The sequence below is a fragment of the Streptomyces sp. NPDC037410 genome (assembly GCF_055602235.1).
The window spans coordinates 122361-144326 of the sequence record NZ_JBVJWR010000009.1 but is presented as its reverse complement, the minus strand read 5'-3'; the positions used below and the strand labels follow the sequence as shown (position 1 = coordinate 144326).

At 73.0% G+C, this 21966-nt stretch carries 19 protein-coding genes; 10 read left to right on the top strand and 9 right to left on the bottom strand.

The genetic code is table 11. From position 1 onward, the window contains the following. Positions 1-22 precede the first annotated feature (22 nt). From ACZ7HT_RS17315 to ACZ7HT_RS17305, 3 genes are read right to left on the bottom strand one after another with little or no spacing between them, the layout of a single operon-like run. Positions 23-1273 carry an AAA family ATPase gene (locus ACZ7HT_RS17315; RefSeq protein ID WP_471166090.1) on the bottom strand — a complete coding sequence of 417 codons (1251 nt, stop codon included), beginning with the start codon at positions 1271-1273 and terminating at the stop codon, positions 23-25. A 7-nt stretch (positions 1274-1280) separates the two neighbouring features. Then, positions 1281-2000 carry a Flp pilus assembly protein CpaB gene (gene cpaB / locus ACZ7HT_RS17310; RefSeq protein ID WP_471166088.1) on the bottom strand — a complete coding sequence of 240 codons (720 nt, stop codon included), beginning with the start codon at positions 1998-2000 and terminating at the stop codon, positions 1281-1283. Between the two features lie 58 nt (positions 2001-2058). Continuing rightward, positions 2059-2991, bottom strand: a complete 933-nt coding sequence (locus tag ACZ7HT_RS17305) for a hypothetical protein (protein ID WP_471166085.1) — start codon at positions 2989-2991, stop codon at positions 2059-2061. Between the two features lie 397 nt (positions 2992-3388). Between ACZ7HT_RS17305 and ACZ7HT_RS17300 the strand changes: the two genes are divergently transcribed. After that, a complete protein-coding gene (locus tag ACZ7HT_RS17300; protein WP_471166082.1) occupies positions 3389-5122 on the top strand; it encodes a chitinase in 1734 nt (577 codons plus the stop codon). Between the two features lie 63 nt (positions 5123-5185). Here ACZ7HT_RS17300 and ACZ7HT_RS17295 read toward each other — a convergent pair whose 3' ends face one another. Further along, entirely contained in the window at positions 5186-6439 is a 1254-nt protein-coding gene (locus ACZ7HT_RS17295; protein WP_471166485.1) for a serine/threonine-protein kinase, read from the bottom strand. 171 nt (positions 6440-6610) lie between these two features. On the opposite strand from ACZ7HT_RS17295, the gene ACZ7HT_RS17290 reads away from it, so the two are divergent. Continuing rightward, a complete protein-coding gene (locus tag ACZ7HT_RS17290) occupies positions 6611-7963 on the top strand; it encodes a M14 family metallopeptidase (protein WP_471166079.1) in 1353 nt (450 codons plus the stop codon). Positions 7964-8026: 63 nt separating this feature from the next. Here the strand turns inward: ACZ7HT_RS17290 and ACZ7HT_RS17285 are convergent, their stop codons facing one another. From ACZ7HT_RS17285 to ACZ7HT_RS17275, 3 genes are read right to left on the bottom strand one after another with little or no spacing between them, the layout of a single operon-like run. Beyond that, positions 8027-8437 carry a RidA family protein gene (locus tag ACZ7HT_RS17285; protein WP_471166076.1) on the bottom strand — a complete coding sequence of 137 codons (411 nt, stop codon included), beginning with the start codon at positions 8435-8437 and terminating at the stop codon, positions 8027-8029. Then, positions 8434-9204: an IclR family transcriptional regulator gene (locus tag ACZ7HT_RS17280; protein WP_471166074.1), complete on the bottom strand. Its 771-nt coding sequence runs from the start codon at positions 9202-9204 to the stop codon at positions 8434-8436. Before ACZ7HT_RS17280 ends, ACZ7HT_RS17285 begins: the two co-directional genes overlap by 4 nt. Further along, the gene (locus ACZ7HT_RS17275) at positions 9201-10364 is read right to left on the bottom strand and encodes a sugar kinase (RefSeq protein ID WP_471166071.1); all 1164 of its coding nucleotides are present in this window, start codon (positions 10362-10364) and stop codon (positions 9201-9203) included. Before ACZ7HT_RS17275 ends, ACZ7HT_RS17280 begins: the two co-directional genes overlap by 4 nt. A gap of 125 nt (positions 10365-10489) precedes the next feature. Here ACZ7HT_RS17275 and ACZ7HT_RS17270 point away from each other — a divergent pair, with 125 nt between their 5' ends. Both ACZ7HT_RS17270 and ACZ7HT_RS17265 read left to right on the top strand, forming a co-directional pair. Further along, positions 10490-11755, top strand: coding sequence for an alanine racemase (locus tag ACZ7HT_RS17270; RefSeq protein ID WP_471166068.1), 1266 nt, complete (start codon positions 10490-10492; stop codon positions 11753-11755). 17 nt (positions 11756-11772) lie between these two features. Beyond that, positions 11773-13350, top strand: a complete 1578-nt coding sequence (locus ACZ7HT_RS17265) for an N-acyl-D-amino-acid deacylase family protein (RefSeq protein ID WP_471166067.1) — start codon at positions 11773-11775, stop codon at positions 13348-13350. Between the two features lie 13 nt (positions 13351-13363). Here ACZ7HT_RS17265 and mptB read toward each other — a convergent pair whose 3' ends face one another. Together mptB and ACZ7HT_RS17255 are read right to left on the bottom strand one after the other, a co-directional pair. After that, the gene (gene mptB, locus ACZ7HT_RS17260) at positions 13364-14773 is read right to left on the bottom strand and encodes a polyprenol phosphomannose-dependent alpha 1,6 mannosyltransferase MptB (RefSeq protein WP_471166065.1); all 1410 of its coding nucleotides are present in this window, start codon (positions 14771-14773) and stop codon (positions 13364-13366) included. Positions 14774-14817: 44 nt separating this feature from the next. Further along, the gene (locus ACZ7HT_RS17255) at positions 14818-15282 is read right to left on the bottom strand and encodes a hypothetical protein (RefSeq protein WP_471166063.1); all 465 of its coding nucleotides are present in this window, start codon (positions 15280-15282) and stop codon (positions 14818-14820) included. Between the two features lie 184 nt (positions 15283-15466). Between ACZ7HT_RS17255 and ACZ7HT_RS17250 the strand changes: the two genes are divergently transcribed. From ACZ7HT_RS17250 to ACZ7HT_RS17225, 6 genes are all read left to right on the top strand, one after another. Then, positions 15467-16678 (top strand): pyridoxal phosphate-dependent aminotransferase, encoded by a 1212-nt coding sequence (locus ACZ7HT_RS17250; RefSeq protein WP_471166061.1) that lies wholly within the window; start codon positions 15467-15469, stop codon positions 16676-16678. Positions 16679-16798: 120 nt separating this feature from the next. Beyond that, positions 16799-17200, top strand: a complete 402-nt coding sequence (locus ACZ7HT_RS17245) for an SCO4983 family protein (RefSeq protein ID WP_471166058.1) — start codon at positions 16799-16801, stop codon at positions 17198-17200. Between the two features lie 124 nt (positions 17201-17324). Then, positions 17325-18461 carry a hypothetical protein gene (locus ACZ7HT_RS17240; RefSeq protein WP_471166056.1) on the top strand — a complete coding sequence of 379 codons (1137 nt, stop codon included), beginning with the start codon at positions 17325-17327 and terminating at the stop codon, positions 18459-18461. A gap of 26 nt (positions 18462-18487) precedes the next feature. Then, positions 18488-19675 (top strand): toxic anion resistance protein, encoded by a 1188-nt coding sequence (locus tag ACZ7HT_RS17235; protein WP_471166055.1) that lies wholly within the window; start codon positions 18488-18490, stop codon positions 19673-19675. 41 nt (positions 19676-19716) lie between these two features. After that, positions 19717-21345, top strand: coding sequence for a substrate-binding and vWA domain-containing protein (locus ACZ7HT_RS17230; protein WP_471166483.1), 1629 nt, complete (start codon positions 19717-19719; stop codon positions 21343-21345). Further along, positions 21332-21922, top strand: coding sequence for a hypothetical protein (locus ACZ7HT_RS17225; protein WP_471166053.1), 591 nt, complete (start codon positions 21332-21334; stop codon positions 21920-21922). Before ACZ7HT_RS17230 ends, ACZ7HT_RS17225 begins: the two co-directional genes overlap by 14 nt. Positions 21923-21966 lie beyond the last annotated feature (44 nt).

Here is a 21966-nt window from a genome sequence, read left to right as displayed (position 1 = left end):
CGTCCCGGTACGTACGCACGATTCAGCGCCCCGCCCCGCGCCGCCGCAGTCCGAGCGAGCCGCGGTCGCCCGCCCTGGCCAGCTCCCTGCCGGGGGTTTCCGGCGCGCCGACCAGGCGCAGTTCGCCCGCCAGGGACCACAGCGCCTGCTTCACCGTGGACTTGGCGTCGAGTTCGTGGAGGCGGCCCGCGTCGACGACGGCCGCGAGTTCCTTGAAGTTGGCGGGGATGGCGACGCCGGCGATTCTGGTGCCGGTGATCTTCTGCACGAGGGGTGGCTGGATCTCGCTGGTGCGGTGGTGGCGGTTGACCACCGTCGTCGTCTCCTCGGCCTTGCGGACCTGGAGCCGTTCCCACATCCGTACGGTCCGCTTGGCGGCCCGGACCGCGACGACGTCCGGGGTGGTGACGAGCAGCGCGGTGTCGGCCATCTCGATCGCGGCGGCGTTGGCGCTGTCGAGCCGGGAGCCGCAGTCGAGGACGACGACCTCGTGCCGGCCGCGCAGGGCGCTGACGACCTGGCGGGCGGCGCGGTCGGTGACCTCCTCGCCGCGCTCGCCCTCCGCCGGGGCGAGGAGCAGCGAGAGGCCGGTCTCGTGGACGTAGACGGCGTCCTGGAGGACGCGGGGCGAGATGTCGGCGATCGTGGCGAGGTCGGCGACGGAGCGGCGGAACTGGACGTCGAGGTAGGAGGCGATGTCGCCGCTCTGGAGGTCCATGTCGACGAGGGCGACGCTGCGTCCGGAGGCGCGGGCGGCGAGGGCGAGGTGGACGGCGGTGACGGTGGCGCCGACGCCGCCCTTGGCGCCGCTGACGGTGACGACGGTGCCGCCGGGGCCGGTGAACTGCTCGGCTCCCGCGCCGAGGTGGCGGCGGACGCCGGCGGACCACTGGGCCGCGGCCTGGACGCGGCTGGCGAGTTCCTCGTAACCGAGGGGGAGGGTGACGAGGCCTCGGGCGCCGGAGTCCATGGCGGCGGAGAAGAGGACGGGGCTGGCGTCGGCGGTGATGAGGACGACGCCGACGGCGGGGAAGCGGAGGGCGACCTCGCGGACGAGTTCGAGCGCGGGGACGGGCCCGATGCGCTCGTGGACGAGGACGACCTCGGGGAGTTCGTCGAGGGAGGCGGCGGCGAGGCGCGCGAGGGTGTCGACGAGCTGGGTGGAGTCGGCGACCGGCGGGGACGGTTCGGCGTCGGGGAGCTGGCTGAGCAGCGTACTGACGGACCGGGCCGCGTCGGGGTCGCCGACGGCCGGCAGGATCCTGGTGGTCATACCGGCCTCACTTGTCCTTGTCGAGCGTGTAGGTGCGGTCGCTCTTGTCGGCCGGGGAGCCGCCGGGGGTGCCGGCCGTGGAGGGGGCGACGAGGGCGAGGTGGATGCGCTCGGCGAAGGACTCGGCGTACGCCACGCGCTGGGTGTCGAGGGCGGACAGCGCGAAGGTGATGGGGACCGCGGAGGTCGCGCGGTCCCCGCGGTCGGAGCGCTGGGAGACGGGGGTGAGGCTGCCGACGTCGAGGACGCGGGCTCCGGTGACGATCAGCCGGGACTGGTCGGGGTCGCCCTTCTTCTCGCCTGCGAAGGTCGCGTAGATGTTGACGTCGGCGCCCGGGGTGATCTTGCCGGCGACTCCGGTGGCGGCGTCGATCATGATCGCGATCTCCTGCTGTCCCGGCTGGAGTTCGGGGCGCTCGACGATCATGTCGCTCTGGAGGAGGGAGCCTGCCTTGAGCTTGTTGACGGCGATCTTTCCCTCGACCTGGCGGAGGTCGGTGACGGCGGTCGGGGAGAGCCAGCGTTTGGGCATGGAGATCTTCTCGAAGTCGCCCGCCGCCAGGGGTCTGTAGGGTTCCACGTCGCCCTTGAGCCGGTACGCCGTGGTCTCCGGGCCGACCTTGGAGTTCACGTCGCTGATGACGGCGAGGACACCGGCGAAGGCGCCGAGGGCGCACAGGACGGAGAGCAGCAGCAGGATCACGCCGCGGCGCTGGCGGGAGTTCATGGCCGTACTTCCTCGGTCGGTGACGTGGGTCGGGGTGGGGCCTGACGCGCGGGGCGGCTCATGGCAGGGCGGCGCGGGCGGTACGGCCGCCGGGCCCGAGGGCGCGGGCCTGCGTCTGGGCCTGGGCCCCCGGTCCGCGTGCGTACCCGCCGGGGTCCGGAGGCGAGGGCGGTGCCAGCGGCGCCGCGCAGAAGCCGCAGCGGTCGCCGATGAGTTCCATCCCGCACCAGTGGCAGGTCTCGCGGCGCACGGAGGAGACCAGCTGGTAGAGGACGGGCAGGTCGGGCAGGTACGCGGCGAACTCGACGAGCTTGCCGGTGCCCCACCAGCCGGGCGAGGACGCGGGCAGCGGCGCCTCGTGCACGGGTCCGGGGATCCGCCACCGGGGTACGAGGGTGGTGGCGGGCCAGTCGGTCTGCAGCTGGCCGCGGGCGAGGAGGAGCTCGGTGGCGAACTCCGGTCCTGCGAGCGGTTCTTCCGCGCCCCCCACCCGCACGATCTGCGGTGTCGGTCCGGCGAGGACGGCGAAGTGGGCGCCGGGGAGCCAGCCCTTGAGGTGCGAGCCGAGGCTCACGGGGACGCGGTCGAGCCGGGAGACGGAGCCGAGGACGGCCCCGGCGTAGATGTAGTGGGCGAGCAGCCGGGCGGCCGAGGCGAGGACTCCGGGGCTGAGGTCGCAGCCGGCGAGCTGCCGGAGCTGGCGGACCAGGACGGCCGCGCCGAGGGGTGGCAGGTCGGTCCTGACCAGGGCGATCCGGTCGCTCTCCAGGAGGGCGCGAACGGCGTGCAGGCGGTGTTCGACGGCGGTCGGCGCGCCGGTGGGGCAGACGACGACCACGTGTCCGTACCGGGCGAGGAGCTGCTGCATGTCGGCGAGGGAGGCGTCGAGCGAGCGGCTCTCGGGGGGCGGGAGCACGGCGGCCTGCGGGGTCCCGGGGTCGGCCGCGGGCAGCACCAGGTCGGCGCTGGTGACGGCGATCGCTGTCGGCACGTCGGACCCCCCGTCCCCTCCGGCCTCCGGTGACCCGGGGGCCGCGGATCACTTACCGCGTTCGCGGCGTCACCGCAGGGTGCCGCCGTCTCTGCACCTTATCCACGTCCCCCGGGGTGGTGAACACACAATCCGCCAAGCTGTCCCCACTAATTTGCGCCCTGACCTCGCCCCCTGGGACCGGCCTCTGACCTCGGGGCCTTGCCTCCGGGCCCGCGCCGTCCACTCGGCGCCCCACCCTGGGCCAACGCGGTTCGCCGCGCGAGGTATTGACATTGCGATTGGTCTGGACCAACTTGTTCCGACAGCGGTGGCCACCGCCGGTACCCCCGTACCCGCATCTCCCTCCGTACGACGACGTACGGCACCTCCACCTCCCCAACTCCCCCACCGGAGGATGCACGTGGACCGCACCACCACCCGTCCGCCGTCCGGCGCGCACGGCCGCCGGCTGCTCGGCGGAGCGCTCGCGCTCGCCGTCGGCTCCGGGCTCGCCCTCGTCGGCGGAGCCGGCACCGCGCAGGCGGCGGACGTCAACGTCGCCAAGAACGCCGGGTTCGAGAACGGCCTGACCAACTGGTCCTGTTCCGCCGGGAGCGGCGCCGCCGTCTCCTCGCCCGTCCACACCGGCGCCGGCGCCCTGCGCGCCACCCCGGCCGGTCTCGACAACGCCAAGTGCGTACAGACCGTGGCCGTGAAGCCCGGCTCGACGTACTCGCTGAGCGCCTGGGTCCAGGGCGGCTACGCCTACCTCGGCGTGACCGGCACCGGCACCACCGACGTCAGCACCTGGACGCCCGACAGCGCCTCCTGGAAGCAGCTCACCACCACCTTCACCACCGGCGCCTCCACCACGTCCGTGCAGATCTACACCCACGGCTGGTACGGCACCTCCCCCTACTCCGTCGACGACGTGAGCGTCTTCGGGCCCGACGGGGGCGGCGGCCAGGACCCCGACCCGACCACCCCGGCCACCCCGGCCGGTCTCGCCGCCGGCACGGTCACCACCGGCTCCGTCGCCCTGAGCTGGGGCGCGGTCACCGGCGCCACGGGCTACAAGGTGTACCGGGACGGCGCCAACCCGCAGACGGTCAGCGGCACGTCGACCACGGTCACCGGGCTCACCGCCGACACCGCGTACCAGTTCCAGGTCTCCGCGACGAACTCCGCGGGCGAGTCCGCGAAGTCCGCCGCCGTCACGGCCCGCACCGCCAAGTCCACCGACCCGGGCCCCGGACCCAACCCGGCCGTGCCGAAGCACGCCGTCACCGGCTACTGGCAGAACTTCGACAACGGCGCCGCCAAGCAGAAGCTGCGCGACGTCCAGGCGGCGTACGACATCATCGCCGTCTCCTTCGCGGACTCCACCACCACGCCCGGCCAGATCGCCTTCACCCTCGACCCGGCCGTCGGCTACGCCTCGACCGCCGACTTCAAGGCCGACATCGCGGCCAAGAAGGCGGCCGGCAAGTCCGTGATCCTCTCCGTCGGCGGCGAGAAGGGCAACGTCACCATCAACAGTGACGCCACCGCGACCGCCTTCGCCGACAGCGCGTACGCCCTGATGCAGGAGTACGGCTTCAGCGGCGTCGACATCGACCTGGAGCACGGCGTCAACGCCACCTACCTCACCAAGGCGCTGCGCCAGCTCTCCGCCAAGGCGGGCTCCTCGATGGTCCTGACGATGGCCCCGCAGACCATCGACATGCAGAACACGAGCTCCGAGTACTTCAAGACCGCGCTCGCCGTGAAGGACATCCTCACGGTGGTCAACACCCAGTACTACAACAGCGGTTCGATGCTCGGCTGCGACGGCAAGGTCTACAGCCAGGGCTCGGTGGACTTCCTCACCGCGCTCGCCTGCATCCAGCTCCAGGGCGGCCTGGACGCCTCCCAGGTCGGCCTGGGCGTCCCCGCCTCCTCGCGCGGCGCGGGCAGCGGCTACGTCGACCCGCAGATCGTGAACAACGCGCTCGACTGCCTGGCCAGGGGCACCGGCTGCGGCACCTTCAAGCCGGCCCAGACCTGGCCGTCGCTGCGCGGCGCCATGACCTGGTCGACCAACTGGGACGCGACGGCCGGCAACGCCTGGTCGAACGCGGTGGGCCCGAAGGTGCACGGCCTGCCGTAGCGGACCCGCTCCCTGGATGACAGTGCAGCGCCGCCGCTCCCCCGGCGGCGCTGCGCCGTCTCCTCACACGGGCAGGTAGTGGCGCAGCACCGGGTCGAGCCACCGGATCCACTCGTCGACCCGGGAGGCGCGGCGGCCGTCGACCTCGCAGTCGTAGACCGAGCCGTCGTAGAGGGTGACGGCGAGGCGCAGACCCCGGCCGCGGCGGATGGGCTCGTACCGTACGGCCCCGATCTCGCTCCAGAGGAAGTCGGCCTCCTCGCCGAAGAAGTGCAGCGACACCCCGCTCGCGTCGACGGCGATCCCGGAGTTCCGGTCGGCGGCGGCGAACTCCGGCGCGGGCCCGGGCGCCACGAGGGGCGGCGGGGGCACGTAGAGGGTGGGGGGATGGGGTACGGGGGTGGGGGCCGGGTGCGGTACGGGGGCGGGGGCGGGGACCGCGTCCTGCACCTGTACGGGCGCGGGGATCGCGTCCTGGACGTCCACGGGTGCGGGAGCCGCATCGGCGGGCTCCTCCGTGGGCACCCGGGGGTCACGCCCCGCCGTCTCCCCGGGCGGCTCCGGCGTCCCCGGAGCCGTCCCTGGAGCCGTCCCCGCCCCCTCCATCAGCTCGTCCATGATGGCGTCCGGTGTGGGCCGTTCGGCCGGGTCCTTGGCGAGGCAGCGGCCGACGAGCGGGCGCAGCGCCTCCGGTACGGCGCGGAGGTCGGGGGCCTCGTGCACCGACCGGTACATGAGGCCCATCGGCGTACCGTCCCCGAAGGGCCGCCCGCCGGCGGCGGCGACGAGGACGGCGCCGAGGGCGAACACGTCGGCGGCGCCGGTCACCTCCTCGCCGAGGGCCTGTTCGGGGGCGAGGTAGCCGGGGGTGCCGAAGGCGTTGCCGGTGGCGGTGAGGCGGGTCGACTCCAGGGCGCGGGCGATCCCGAAGTCGAGGACGCGGGGCCCGTCGGAGGCCATGACGATGTTGCCGGGCTTGAGGTCGCGGTGGACGAGCCCACAGGCGTGGATCGCCTCCAGGGCCTCGGCGAGCGCGGCCCCGAGGGCGCGCAGCCGCTTCTCGTCCATGGGGCCCTGGGCGGTGAGGAGTCCGGAGAGGGTGGGTCCGGGGATGTAGGCGGTGGCGAGCCAGGGGGCCTCCGCCTCGGGGTCGGCGTCGACGACCTGCGCGGTGTGGAAGCCGCCCACCTGCCGGGCCGCGGCGACCTCGGCGCGGAAGCGGGCGCGGAAGGACGGGTCGGCGGCGAGTTCCGGCCGCGCGACCTTGACGGCGACGGCGCGCCCGCCGCGCGAACGGGCGAGATAGACGGTGCCCATGCCGCCTTCGCCTAGTTTGTGCTCGATGGCGTATTTACCGATGAGGGTCCCCACGCGGGACAGTATGGCCGAACTCCCCATCTTGACCGGTCCATGACATAGCCGGACCATGTGCCCGGACACCCGCACGACTTGGTCGCACTCCCCCACACTCCCCACCCAGGAGCCAGCATGCGACGTCCCACACGCGGCAGAAGGTCCGCGACCCTCGCGGCCCTCGTGGCGCTCGCCCTCGCGGCGCCCCTCTCCGCGCTCACCACGCCCGCCGGGGCCGACCCGGCGCCGGTCTCCGCCCGTATCGCCTCAGGGGCCGAGGAGGTGATCCGGCAGTACGAGATCGCCGGACCGTCCACCCCGGCCGCCCGCACCGCGCTGACCGCCACCGGCGTCTCGATCGACGAGGTCGACGCCCGTTCGGTCGTCGTCAGCGCCAACACCGAACAGCTCGCCCGGCTCAAGGCCCTCGGCTACAAGCCGGTCGCCCTGCCGGGACCGCCGAACCGCAGCACCGAGGCCGACAAGACGGCCGGCCCGGCCGACTTCCCCTCCGCCGACGCGAAGTACCACAACTACGCGGAGACGAACACGGAGATCGACCAGCGCCTGGCCGCCTACCCGTCCATCATGCGCAAGCAGGTCATCGGAAAGACGTACCAGGGCCGCGACATCGTCGCCATCAAGATCAGCGACAACGTCGCCACCGACGAGAACGAACCCGAGGTCCTCTTCACCCACCACCAGCACGCCCGCGAGCACCTCACCGTCGAGATGGCGCTCTACCTGCTGCGCGAGTTCGGCGCGGGCTACGGCACGGACTCCCGCATCACGAACATGGTGAACAGCCGCGAGATCTGGATCATCCCGGACCTCAACCCGGACGGCGGCGAGTACGACATCGCCAGCGGCTCGTACCGCAGCTGGCGCAAGAACCGCCAGCCGAACTCCGGCTCCTCCTACATCGGCACGGACCTCAACCGGAACTGGGACTTCAAGTGGGGCTGCTGCGGCGGCTCCTCCGGCACCAAGAGCTCCGAGACCTACCGGGGCGCGGCCCCCGAGTCGGCCCCCGAGGTGAAGGTCGTCGCCGACTTCGTCCGCACCCGGGTGGTCGGCGGCAAGCAGCAGATCACGGCGGCCATCGACTTCCACACGTACAGCGAGCTGGTCCTCTGGCCCTTCGGCTGGACCACGGCGAACACCACCACCGGCATGACCCAGGACGACCGCGACGCCTTCGCGACCGTCGGCGGCCAGATGGCCGCGAGCAACGGCTACACCCCCGAGCAGTCCAGCGACCTGTACATCACGGACGGCTCGATCGACGACTACCTGTGGGGCACGCAGAAGATCTTCGCGTACACCTTCGAGATGTACCCGTCGAACGGCGGGGGCGGCTTCTACCCGCCCGACGAGGTCATCGACCGCGAGACGAGCCGCAACCGCGACGCCGTCCTCCAGCTCCTGGAGAACGCGGACTGCATGTACCGCTCGATCGGCAAGCAGGCGCAGTACTGCGCGGCCTGACGGTCCGTGAGTGAGGAGGTGCCCCGGCCCCGCGCCACGGCCGGGGCACTTCTCCGTCGCGTCTCAGTCCAGTACGGCGAGGGCGTCGATCTCGATGAGGAGGCCGGCCGGGAGGCCGACGTAGACCGTGGTGCGGGCGGCGGGGGGGGCCTTGAGGTCCTGCTCCTCGAAGTACTGGTCGTAGATCTCGTTCATCTCCGCGAAGTGGTCGACGTCGGTGAGGTAGACGCGCATCATCATCACGTCGTCCCAGCTCGCGCCGCCCTCCTCCAGGATCGCCTTGACGTTGGCGAAGGTCTGGAGGGTCTGCTCGCGCAGGGTCGGGCCCGCGACCGTCGGGGCCTGGCCCTCGACGGCCGGCAGGAAGCCGACCTGGCCGGCGACCTGGAGGATGTCGCCCTTCCGCACGCCGTGCGAGAACTTCGCGGGCGGTGCGGTGTGGGTGGCGGGGGTGATCGCGGTCTTCTCGCTCATGCGCTGTCCTTCACGTCCTTCTTGGCGGGGCTGCCGGAGTACTCGCGGCTGATGGCCTCCGCGGTGCCGCGCACCTGCGGGAGGAGGGTGAGGAGTTCCTCGGCGGTGACGACCACGTTCGGCGCCGAGACCGACATCGCGGCGACGACGCGCCCGTCGGCGCCCCGGATGGGCGCGCCGACGCAGTTGATGGACTCCTCGTGGCCACCGAGGTCGGTGGCCCACCCCTGTTCGCGTACGGTCGCCAGCTCCTTGAGGAAGGCGGCGGCGTTCGGCGTCGAACGGGGCGTGTACGGGGGGTAGTCGAGCCTCGCGGCGACGGCGCGGCGCTCCGGCTCGGGCAGGTCGGCGAGGAGCAGCTTCGCGACGGCGGCGACGGTGATCGCGACGGGCTTGCCGATGCGGGAGTACATGCGGACCGGGTAGCGGCTCTCCACCTTGTCGATGTAGACCACCTCGCCCTCCTCGTACACCGCGAGGTGGACCGTGTGCCCGATCCGCTCGTTGAGCGCGGCGAGGTAGGGGTGGGCGATCTCGCGGACGTCGAGGTTCTCCACGGCCTCCTGCGCGAGCGCGAAGAGCCGTGCGCCGAGGCGGTAGCGCTGGTCCTGCTGCCGGTGGACGAGACCGTGCTCGTGGAGCGTGCGCAGCAGCCGCAGCGCCGTGGACTTGTGCACGCCGAGCCGCTCGGCGACCTGCCCGAGATCGGCGGGCCCCTGGGCGAGCAGCGGCAGGATGCTGAGCGCCCGGTCGACGGTCTGACTCATGGCGTACGTACCTCCTGGTCGTCCCCCGTCCAGCCGGGGCCGAGGTGAAGTGTCCCCCAGGCGACGTCGTCGAGCGCGACGAGGCGGTCGGCGAGGTCCCGGCGGGGCGGGGCTGCGAAGTCCCCGCTCACGGTGAGCACGGCGGCGGCGGCGAGATGCCCATGCCGCAGCCGGTCTTTCATCCCGAGCCCGCGAAGGGTGGCGGAGAGAAAGCCTGCGGCGAAGGCGTCGCCGGCGCCGATGGGGGAGACGACGGTGACGTGGGGGGCGGGGGTGAGGGCGGGGGCGGGGCCGCTGCGCGGGGCCGTTCCCCACCCCGCCCCTTCCCGAACCGGGGGCAAGCCCCCAGACCCCCGTACGGCCTCCGGCCGTGTCCTCGAACGCCGGACGGGCTGAATTTCAGCCGCGCCGCGCTCGAACGCCACCGCCCCCTCCCCGCCCCCCTTCACCACCACCACCGCAGGCTCCCCCAGCACCTCCCGAATCGCGGCCGCGTCGTCGCACCCCCACAGCGCCGCCGCCTCGTCCGCGCCCACGAAGACGATGTCCGCCCGCCGCGCGAGCGAGAGGAGCACCTCGGCGGCCGCACCACCCTCCCGCCACAACCCCGGCCGGTGGTTCACGTCGAACGAGACCAGCGGCCGTCCGGGTCGCGGCGCGGTGAGCTCCCGCATGAGGGCGAGGCAGGACGGGGACAGCGCGGCGGTGATCCCCGTGAGGTGCAGGATCCGCGCGCCCGCGACCGCCTCGTACGACACCGTCTCGGGCGACATGCCCGACGCCGCCGACCCGGCCCGGTAGTACACGACCTCGTGCGCGTCCGTCGCCCGGTCCGCGTCGGTGCGGAAGTAGACGCCGGTCGGCCGGTGCGGGTCGCGCCCGACGGCGCCGACGTCCACCCCGTACGACGCGAGCGTCTCGACGAGGTGGTCGCCGAAGCCGTCGCGGCCCACGCGGCCGACCCAGCGGACACGGTGTCCGGCGGCGGCGAGCGCGCAGGCGACGTTGGACTCCGCGCCGCCGATCGCGCGGGTGAAGGAGGGGACGTCGGCGAGGCGGCCCGGCCGGGAGGGCAGGAAGGTCACCATGGACTCACCGAGGCAGACGACATCGCAGACGACATCCGGCGCGGAGGGCACGGCGGGCGCGAGTCCGCTCACTGTCGGCTCCCTGTGGTGGCTCGAACGGGTCCATTGACCCGCCCTCGGCCCGGATGTTAGACAGCCTTGAGCACTGTGCGCAATGAGCGTTGCACATCCCGCAACGCCCACGATGAGGAGGCCTCATGCCCGACCTGGCGAACGAGCGCGTCGACCACCGCTTCAAGGCCCTGCCCCCGGACGCCGAGGGCCTGACCGTCGGCGAACTCTCCGCCCAGCGGCGCAACCTCTTCACCGGCGGCTTCACCACCCCGGTCCTCGCCCTCTCCGCCGAGTCCGTCGAGCACAACCTGCGTCTCCTGGAGACCTACGCCGAACGCCACGGCCTCGCCTTCGCCCCGCACGGCAAGACCTCCATGGCCCCGCAGCTCTTCGAGCGCCAGCTGGAGCACGGCGCCTGGGGCATCACCGCCGCCGTCCCCCACCAGGCCCGCGTCTACCGCGCCCACGGCATCTCCCGGATCTTCCTGGGCAACGAGCTCGTGGACGCCGTCGCCCTGCGCTGGCTCGCCGCCGAGCTCGACGCAGACCCGGACTTCCGCTTCATCTGCTACGTCGACTCGGTGCGCGGCGTCGAGCTCATGGACGAGGCCCTGCGCGCGGCCGGCGCGGTCCGCCCCGTGGACGTGGTCGTCGAGCTGGCCGCCGGCGCGAAGGGGCGTACGGGCGTACGGACGGAGGCGGAGTGCACGGCCGTCGCCGACGCGGTCGCGGCCGCCGCCACCCTGCGCCTCGTCGGCGTCGCCGGCTACGAGGGCACGATGCCCGGCGCCGACGCCGACTCGGTGCGCGCCTGGCTTCAGCGGCTCGTCGGGCTCGCGGCCGACTTCGACAAGGCCGGCCGCTTCGACCCGGCCATCGGAGAGATCGTGGTGAGCGCGGGCGGAAGCGAGTGGTTCGACACGGTCGCCGACGTCTTCGCGGAGATCCCCGGCCTGTCCCTCCCCGTCCTCAAGCTGCTGCGTTCCGGCGCGTACGTCTCGCACGACGACGGCCAGTACCGCGACCGCACCCCCTTCAACCGGATCCCCGAGGAGGGCGCCCTCCAGCCCGCGTTCCGGCTCTGGTCTCAGGTCGTCTCCCGGCCCACCGACGAGCAGGCCTTCACCAACGCGGGCAAGCGGGACGCCGCCCACGACCTGCACCTCCCCGAGGCGCAGGTCGTCCGGGACGCCCGCACGGGTGAGATCCGCCCCGCGGCGGGCATCACCGTCACGGGCCTCTCCGACCAGCACACCTGGCTGGCCACCGCACCGGGCACGGACCTGGAGGTCGGCGACTGGGTGGGCATGGGCCTGTCCCACCCGTGCACGATCTTCGACAAGTGGCAGCTGATCCCGCTCGTCGAGGCGGACGGCACGGTGATCGACCACATCCGCACCTTCTTCTAGAAGACAGGGACAGGGGCATGGATCTCGTCTTCCGCGACGCGGACGTCGTCGACGGCAGCGGCGGTGACTCCTACCGGGCCGACGTCGGGATCGAGGGCGGCCGGATCGTCTCGATCGTCAAGGAGGCCGCGGCGGCCGGCTGCCAGCGCCCCACCGCCCGCCGCGTCCTGGACGCCGAGGGCCTCGTCCTCTCCCCCGGCTTCATCGACATGCACGCCCACAGCGACCTCGCGCTGCTCCGCGACCCGGACCACAGCGCGAAGGCCGCGCAGGGCGTGACCCTCGAAGTCCTCGGCCAGGACGGACTGTCGTACGCCCCCGTCGACGACCGCACGCTCGCGGAGGTCCGCCGGGCGATCACCGGCTGGAACGGCGACGGCTCCGGCCTCGACCTGAACTGGCGCACGGTCGGCGAGTACCTGGACCGGCTCGACGCGGGGATCGCCGTGAACGCCGCGTACCTCGTCCCCCAGAGCACGGTCCGGATGTACGCGATGGGCTGGGAGGACCGGCCGGCGACCGAGCACGAGCTGAACCGCATGCGGCAGCTCGTCGCCGAGGGCCTGGAACAGGGCGCGGTCGGCATGTCCTCCGGCCTCACCTACACGCCCGGGATGTACGCCCCGGACGCCGAGCTCACCGAGCTGTGCCGGGTGGTGGCGGAGTACGGCGGCTACTACTGCCCGCACCACCGCTCGTACGGCGCGGGGGCGCTCCGCGCGTACCAGGAGATGGTGACGCTCACCCGGGAGGCGGGCTGCGCCCTCCACCTGGCCCACGCCACCATGAACTTCGGCGTCAACGAGGGCCGGGCCCCGGAGCTCCTCGCCCTCCTCGACGAGGCCCTCGCCGCGGGCGCCGACATCACCCTCGACACGTACCCGTACACCCCGGGCAGCACCACCCTGCTCGCGCTGCTCCCCAGCTGGGCGAGCGAAGGCGGCCCGGACGCGACGCTGGAACGCCTCCGCGACCCGGCGACGGCGGAACGGATCCGGCACCACCTGGAGGACCTCGGCTCGGACGGCTGCCACGGGGTGCCGGTCGGCTGGGAGACGATCGAGGTCGCGGGCGTCACCAACCCGGCCCTGACGGACCAGGTGGGCACCCGAGTGGCCGACTGGCCCGCAGCCCACCGCCTCCTCGTGGAAGACCGCCTGGGCACGACGATCCTCCAGCACGTGGGCCACGAGGAGAACGTACGGACGATCATGCGCCACCGGGTGCACACGGGCGGCTCGGACGGCATCCTCCACGGCCTCAAGCCGCACCCGCGCGCGTACGGCACGTTCCCGGAGTACCTGGGCCGGTACGTACGCGAACTGGGCGTCCTCACCCTGGAGGAGTGCGTCGCCCACCTCACCTCCCGCCCCGCGGCCCGCCTCCGCCTCCCGGACCGCGGCCTGGTGAAGGAGGGCTACACGGCGGACCTGGTCCTCTTCGACCCGACGACGATCGCCTCAGCCGCGACGTTCGAGAACCCCCGCACCCTCCCGGTGGGCATCCCCCACGTCCTGATCGACGGCAAGTTCGTCATGGAGGACGGAAGGAGGACGGACGTACTGGCGGGGAGGTCGATCCGCCGCACTCGCTGAGGCGCCCGAGCCCCTACCGCCCGGCAACCACGGGAACGGCACCCTCCACCGTGCCGCCCACCCACCGCTCCCGCCGCACCCACAACACCCCGAGCCCGAGAACCAGCCCGGCGAGCACGAACCCGTACCAAGGCGTGTGCCCCGACGGCTGCGTCTCGTACACCAGCGCCGCCGACAGCACCGCCAGCACCCGCCCCGCCCGACTCCGCCAAGCCACCGCCGCGACGACGACCGCCCCCCACAGCAGGTACCACGGCTGAACCATCGGCGACAGCACGACGAGCGCCACCAAGGACAGTCCAAGGCCGAGCACGGGATCGATCCGCCCCCGGTACGCCCGCCACGCCAGCGCCACGATCACCGCAAGGGCCACGACGAGCCCCAGCTTCTGGAAGACGCTCCTGACCGGGTCCGGCTCGCCGGTGAGGAGCACCCCGAGGCCAAGGCCGAGGTCACTCGTCAGCGACAGCGGCGTGTGGATGGCCCCGGCCACGCCCTGCGTCCGCAGCCAGCCGAAGCCCGTCCCGGCCAGTACCGACGCCCCCGCCGCCACCGCCCCCGCCACGGCCCCCGGCAGCACCAGCCCCTTCACCAGCCCCCGTACACCGCCCCCGCGCGCGATCATCACCCCGATGAACAGCAGCGCCACCGCCGCCGGCGACTTCACCATCATCGCGAGGCCGACGAGGACGGAGCCGAGCACCCATCGCCCGCGCGTGGCGAGGAGGACGCCGCCGAGCATGAGGCCGATCATCAGCCCGTCGTTGTGCATGCCGCCGACGACGTGGAGGAGGAGCAGCGGGTTGAGCGCGGCCAGCCACAGGCCCCCCTCACCGCCGCCGAGGCCGCGGACCGCCCACACGATGAGGGCGAGCGCGGCGAGGGCGACGAGCCGCAGGCCGAGGACGGAGGGCACGATCGCCCCGCCGGTCGCCTTCACGACCGCCGCGGCGAGGAGCAGGAAGGCGGGCCCGTACGGCGCGGGCGTGTGGGTCCAGTTGCCGCCGACGCTCGCCGCCGCGTCGGCCCCGGGGTCGCCGGGGCCGAGGACGGAGGGCCCGGCCCCGTACACGTCGTGGCCCGACAGGACCATCCCGCCCTGGGCGATGTAGCTGTAGACGTCGGCGCTGTGCAGCGGCGGCGCGAGGAGCAGCGGAGCGGTCCAGCAGGCGAGGGTCGTGAGGACCCCGTCGCGCAGGCCGCGGGCGAGGAGGACGCCGTAACGCCACCAGGCGGCGACGAGCAGGGTCAGGCCGAGGTACGCGAGGACCGCGCCGGCGACGGTGAGCGCCGGGCCGCGCGGCTGCCACAGCGGCCCGCCGCCGAGGACCGGCAGGGTGCCGGCCGCGTACCCGCCGACGGCGACGGCGAGCGACCCGCCCGCGCCCAGCCACCGGCATCCGGAACCACTGAAAGCCCACATGACGGGCCAACCTATCCCGAGCCCGGGACCTCCCCCGCCCCGAGCTACCTGGGCCGGTGCCCCGCGCCCCGTCCCTTCCCCGGCTTCACCGTCGGAGTGGAGTCCGGGGTGGTTTCGGACGGCCGGGCCGTCGGAGCGGCGTCCGGGGCGGTGGTCGCGGCCCCGGACGGATCAGTGGTCGCCGTGGTCTTCACGACGGGCGCGGTCGTGCCCGTGCGGCCGGGCACGGACGTGGCGCCGCCCGGGGAGGCGGAGGCCTGCGACGGCCCGGCGGACGGGCCGGACGGGTCGGACTGGATCAGCGCGGGCGGCCCGTCCGCCCCGTCGTCGACGGGGGACCGCGTGCCGCCGCTCTTGCCGAGGCCGCCGGCGAGCAGCGCGCCGGCGATTCCGAGGACGGTGACGCCGCCCCCGGCGAGCAGCCAGACCGCGCCGCGGCCCCGGCGTGCGGTGGCGTGGCGGCGGCGGGCGCGCCGGGGTCCGGCGGCTCCGGGGTCGTGGTGGCTCATGGCCCGGATTGTAGGGAGCACGCCACCGTGCGTGCGATCCGGGTCACACCCGGCGCACACCCGCCCCGCACCCGCCCCGCAGGTCCGCCGCACACCCGCCCCGCAGCCCCGTCCCACCCGCCCGGCTGTCCGACGTGTCCCAAAACACTCGGCGTCCCGGCCGCCCCCGCCGTAAGCTCTCGTCATGCAGGTGATCCAGTCCACGAAGCTCGCCAACGTCTGTTACGAAATCCGGGGTCCGGTGCTCGAAGAGGCGATGCGGCTTGAGGCTGCGGGTCATCGCATCCTCAAGCTGAACACGGGCAATCCCGCCGCCTTCGGCTTCGAGTGTCCGCCGGCCATCCTCGAGGACGTGCTCCGCAACCTCTCCGAGGCGCACGGCTACGGCGACGCGAAGGGGCTGCTCTCGGCCCGCCGCGCGATCATGAGCCACTACGAGACCAAGGGCATCCCGCTCTCCGTCGAGGACATCTACCTCGGCAACGGCGTCTCCGAGCTGATCCAGATGGCGATGCAGGCGCTCCTCGACGACGGCGACGAGGTCCTCGTCCCGGCCCCCGACTATCCGCTGTGGACCGCCTCGGTCTCGCTCGCGGGCGGTACGGCCGTGCACTACCGCTGCGACGAGCAGGCGGACTGGATGCCGGACCTCGCGGACATCGAGCGGAAGATCACCGACCGCACCAAGGCGATCGTGATCATCAACCCGAACAACCCGACGGGTGCCGTCTACGACGACGAGATGCTCCGCTCGCTGACGGAGATCGCCCGGCGGCACAACCTGGTCGTCTGCTCGGACGAGATCTACGACAAGATCCTCTACGACGGCACCACGCACACCCCGACCGCGGCGATCGCCCCCGACCTGCTCTGCCTCACCTTCAACGGGATGAGCAAGAACTACCGGGTGGCGGGTTTCCGCTCCGGCTGGCTCGCGGTCTGCGGCCCGAAGCACCACGCCACCTCGTACATCGAGGGCCTCACGATCCTCGCCAACATGCGCCTCTGCGCGAACATGCCGGCGCAGCACGCGGTGGCCGCCGCGCTCCAGGGCCGGCAGTCGATCGACGATCTGGTGCTGCCGGGCGGGCGGCTCCTGGAGCAGCGGGACACGGCGTACGAGCTGCTCACGCAGATCCCGGGCGTGACGTGTGTGAAGCCGAAGGGCGCGCTGTACCTCTTCCCGCGTCTCGACCCGAACGTCTACAAGATCAAGGACGACCGGCAGATGGTCCTGGACCTGCTGCGGGCCGAGAAGATCATGGTCGTGCACGGGACGGGCTTCAACTGGCACGAGCCCGACCACTTCCGGATCGTCACGCTGCCGACGGCCGCGGATCTGGCGGACGCGGTGACGCGGATCGGCCGCTTCCTGGACGGCTACAGCCAGCCCTGAACCGGGGCCGACCCGGTAGCGACCGGTCCGGTTCGCCCCGGTCCCAGAGTCCGGACATCACTCAACTTTAGATTGAATCTAAGCTAGGATGGCCTTCATAGCACCCCAGGAGGCCATCCCATGTACGAACCGATCCGCACGAAGTCGGTCCACCGGATGGCCGACGACGCCCAGGACACGTACCCGCACCGCTCCCGCGAGGAAGAGCTGGACATCCAGCTCGCCGGACACCTCGCCGCCCTGCTCGCCGTCACCGACGAGCTCGGCGACACGGAGGCCGGCGAGCTCATCGCCCGGCAGGTGGCACGGCTGCGCGGCGCACCGCCCGCGCGGCACGCCGGGCTGAGCCACGCGTCCGCGCAGGAGCTGCACCGCAGGGCGCACGCCCTCGCGGGCCGCGCCCTGGTCGTCGCCGCCTCCCGGGCCGACACGGCCGCCGCGATCCTCGCCGCCGGGCGCATGGACGCGCACACCGCGGCGCTGGCCGAGGAACCCACCCTGGCCGCAGCCGCCACCCCCTGACGGCCCCGGTCCGCGTGGCACGAACCACGCGGACCGGGCGCCACCCACCCACCAGGAGCCCCCCGCTCCGGTTCGGTACCGGGATCGCTCCTTCACCCCCCGTACACCCAACTCCCCCTGGAACGTGGGTTTCCGCGAGCACGCTGCCCGCGTGAGACGCATCCTGGGAATCGTCCTGGCCGTCCTGCTCCTCGGCGGCGTGGCCGCCGTCCTCGTGACGGGCGGCGACAAGGACACAGACACGGCAACGAAGACCGTGCGAGGAGTCATCGGATCGGAGAAGGCCGAGTTCTTCGCCGATCCACAGGTCGTGAAGGCCCTGGCCGCCAAGGGCTTCACCGTGACCACCGAGACCTCCGGGTCCTGGGACATGGAGGAACTGCCGCTCGACGGCTACGACTTCGCCTTCCCGTCCTCCAAGGGCCCGGCCGACGAACTGCGCGCGAAGGCGCAGCAGAAGACGAAGGACAAGGCGGCCGGCACCCCGCTGCGGCCGTTCTACTCGCCGCTCGTCGTCGTCGCGCACAGCGCCGCCGCGCAGGTCCTCGCCGCCAACGGCCTGGCGGCCCTCGGCCCGCGCGGCACGAGCGGCACCCTCAAGATGGACGCCTACCTCGCGGCGGCCCGCGCCGACCGGACCTGGCAGCAGCTGAAGGGCTCCGCCGGACACGCCGAGCTGAGCGGCACCCTCTTCATCACCTCCACCGACCCGGTCGCCTCCAGCTCCGGCGCCCTCTACCTCGCCGCCGCGAGCTACGTCGCCGACGGCGGACGGGTCGCGGGCGACAAGGCCGCCGTGACCCGCACGGCCCCGCTCATGCACAAGCTCGTCCAGGTGCAGGGCGCCCAGCAGTCGAGTTCGGACGCGCCCTTCCGGGACTTCGTCAGCGGTGTCGGCAACCCGCTCGTCCTCGTGTACGAGTCGCAGGTCGCCTCCCAGCTGCTCGCCGGACGCCCGATGGGCGACCTGGTCGTCCTCTACCCGGACACCACGGTCAACAGCGACCACACCCTCGTACCGCTCACCGACGGCGGCCGCAAGCTCGGCGAACTCCTCTCCACCGACCCCGAGTTGCGCAAGCTCGCGGTCCGCCACGGTTTCCGTCCGCAGGGCGCGGCGAGCGAGTTCACCGCCGCGACCGACGGCTACTCCACCTACCTCAACCAGACGCTGACCGGAGTCCGCCAGGCGCCCGTGCCCACCGGCAAGGTGCTGCACGAGATGGCGCTGCGGGCCCGTGACCAGGGGGACACCGCATGACCACGCCCGCCGATCCGAGAAGAACGATGTCCCTGACCCCACCCGACCAGGAGGCCCCGCTCGTCCTCACCCCGCCCGAGCCCGTGCCGGCCGTCCGCGCCGAGCAGGCCTCCGGCCTGGTGCCGCTGGACGAGTCGGTCCGTACGGAGATGTCCCGCCGGGCCGACGAGTACGTCGGCTCGCTGTCCGGACTCGACCCGCGCTCCCCCGAGTTCGCCGGCCGCATCGGCGAGATCGCGGCGCTCGGCGCGGGCGAGATCCGCTCCGCCGCGAACCAGTCGAACCGCATGCTGGACCGCACGATCCGCTCCCTGGGCGAGGGCGCGGGCGGCGGCGACGCCCAGACCCGGGTCGGCTCCTCCCTCGTCGAACTCCGGCGCACCGTCGAGGACCTGGATCCCCGCGACACCCCCGGCAAGGGCTTCAAGGGCCTGCTCTCGAAGCTGCCCGGCGGCAACAGGTTCCGCGACCACGTCGCCAAGTACGCCTCCTCGCAGGCCACGTTGAACCGGATCGTCGACGCACTGCGCGGCGGCCAGGACGAACTGCGCCGCGACAACGCCGCGTTGCAGACCGAGCGGGGCCGGCTGTGGGAGACCATGGGCAAGCTCCAGGAGTACGCGGTGCTCACCGACGCGCTCGACGCGGCCGTGGAGGAGCGCATCGCCCACACCCCCGACCCGGCGCAGGCGGACGCGCTCCGCGCCGACGTCCTCTTCCCGGTCCGGCAGAAGCACCAGGACCTGCTGACCCAGCTCGCCGTCTGCGCCCAGGGATACCTGGCGATGGACGTCGTCCGCCGGAACAACGACGAGCTGATCAAGGGCGTCGACCGGGCCGCGACGACGACCCTGCAGGCCCTGCGGATCGCGGTGATGCTCGCCTCGGCGCTCCAGAACCAGCGGAAGGTCACCGAACAGGTGATCGCTCTGCGCCAGACGACCGAGGAGATCGTCCGGACCAACGCCGAGATGCTCGACCGGCAGGCCGGCGAGATCCAGCGGATCGCGGCGGACCCGGCGGTCGGCGCGGAGACGCTGCGCACCGCGTTCCAGCAGATCTACCGGACGCTCGACGCCATCGACACGTACAAGGTGCGGGCGACGGAGTCGATGGCGGCGACCGTCGAGTCCCTGACGGCCGAACTCCAGGAGGCGAGCGCCCACCTGGACCGCAGCCGCCGCAACGGCGCCCTGGAGGGTGGCCTCTCGTGAACCACACCACCCCGAGCGCGACCCGCCGCGTCACCGCCCGGCTGCGCCGCACGACAGCCGGCACGGTCACCCGCGCCGCCCGCACCACCACCGCCCTCCTCGCCGTGGCCCTCCTCGCCACCGCCTGCTCCGGCGGAGACGGCGGTGGCAACGGCGGCAACAGCGGCGGCGACCGCCCCGACCAGCAGGGCATGGAGTACAAGGCCGGCACCCTCCGGGTCCTCGCCTCCTCCGAGCTCGCCGACATGGGCCCCGTCCTCGACGAGGCCGCCGAGGCGACCGGCGTCACCGTCCGCCCCACCTACGTCGGCACCCTGGACGCGGTCGAGCGGATCGCGTCCGGCGAGGCGGACAAGGGCTACGACGCGGTCTGGCTCTCCTCGAACGACTACCTCCGGCTCCGCCCCGACACAGCGAAGAAGATCACCAACGAGACGCCGGTCATGACCTCGCCGGTGGCGCTCGGCGTGCGGCCCGCCACGGTCGCCCGGCTCGGCTGGGACCCGGCGAAGGTGACCTGGTCGCAGCTGCACCGGGCGGTCGCCGACGGGAAGCTGACGTACGGCATGACGGACCCGAAGCGCTCCAACTCCGGTTTCTCCGCGCTCGTGTCGGTCGCCTCCGGGCTCTCCGGGGCCCAGTCCGCGCTGACCGAGGCGGACGTGCGCAAGGCCACCCCGAAGCTCAAGGAGTTCTTCACGGGCCAGAAGCTGACCTCGGGCTCCTCCGGCTGGCTCGCCACCGCGTACACCCGCCGCACGGACGTCGACGCGCTCGTGAACTACGAGTCCGTGCTGCTGTCCGCGCCCGAGAAGCTGACCGTGATCCGGCCGTCCGACGGTGTCGTGACCGCCGACTACCCGCTCACCCTGCTGACCTCAGCCCGCCCGGAGGCGAAGGAGGCGGCGGCCCGGCTCACCACGTACCTGCGCACCCCGGGCGCCCAGCGGCGGATCACCGAGACGACGCTGCGCCGCCCGGTCGTCGCCGGGGTCCGCCCGGCCTCCGCGCTCGCCCGTGACCCGCGCCGCGAGCTGCCGTTCCCGGGCAGCCGGGCGGTCGCCGACGGTCTGCTCGACGCGTACGACAACACCCTGCGCCGGCCGTCCCGCACGGTGTACGTGCTCGACACCTCGGGATCCATGGGCGGCGAGCGGCTCGACCGGCTGAAGTCGGCGCTCGCCGAGCTGACCGGCGACTTCCGGGACCGGGAGGAGGTGACCCTGATGCCCTTCGGCTCCTCGGTGAAGCAGGGGGAGGTCCGTACGCGCACGGTCGACCCGGCCTCCCCGAAGGCGGCGCTCGACGCGATCCGATCCGACGCCGGGAAGCTCTCGGCCTCGGGCGGCACGGCGATCTACTCCAGCCTCCAGGAGGCGTACCGCTTCCTCGGAAAGGCCCCGAACGGCAGGACACCCTCCGACAGCTTCACCTCGATCGTCCTGATGACGGACGGGGAGAACACCGACGGCGATCCGGCGGCCGCCTTCGACACCTTCTACCGCTCCCTCCCGGCCGCGCAGCAGCGCACGCCGGTCTTCCCGATCCTCTTCGGGGACTCCGACCGGGGCGAGCTCGACCACATCGCGGGCCTGACCGGCGGAAGGCTCTTCGACGCCACCAAGGGTTCGCTCGACGGCGCCTTCGAGGAGATCCGTGGGTACCAGTAGCCGCCTGTTCGGGTACGTCGAGTCCCGCAAGAACATCACCGGCAGCGTCTGCGGTCTGGCCGGGGTGGGGATCACCCTCACCGGCGCCGCGGGAGGGCTCTGGCCGCTGGTGATCGGGGGGCTGTACGCGGCGGGGGCGCTGATCGCCCCGCCCGAGCGGCCCGACACCCCGAGCTTCCCGTCCGCGGACGAGCAACTCGACGCACTGCGGGCCGACTTCGCGACCCTGCGCGCGTACCTGGCCGAGGCGGAGCTGCCGCCGTCCGCCCGCGAGCGGCTCACCGAGCTCGACACCCTGATCGAGGCCCTGCTCGAACCGGGCTGGGTGAGCGACCCGGAGCACCTGCACGTGCTGGCGCGCGCGGTGCGGCAGGACGTCCCGGAGGCGGTCGACACCTTCGTAAGGACACGGTGGTGGTCGCGGTTCACGCCGGGAGCCGAGCCGCCGGAGGCCCATCTCGAACGGCAGCTGACCGCGCTCCACGAGGAGACGACGGCCATCGCCGTCGCCCTCAGGGACGAGGAGGCGATCCGCCAGGAGATCCACACGCGGTACATCGAGGAGCGGGGCATCTAGCAGCGCACATGCGCCGGCCCCCGGAGCCTGAGGGGGCTCCGGGG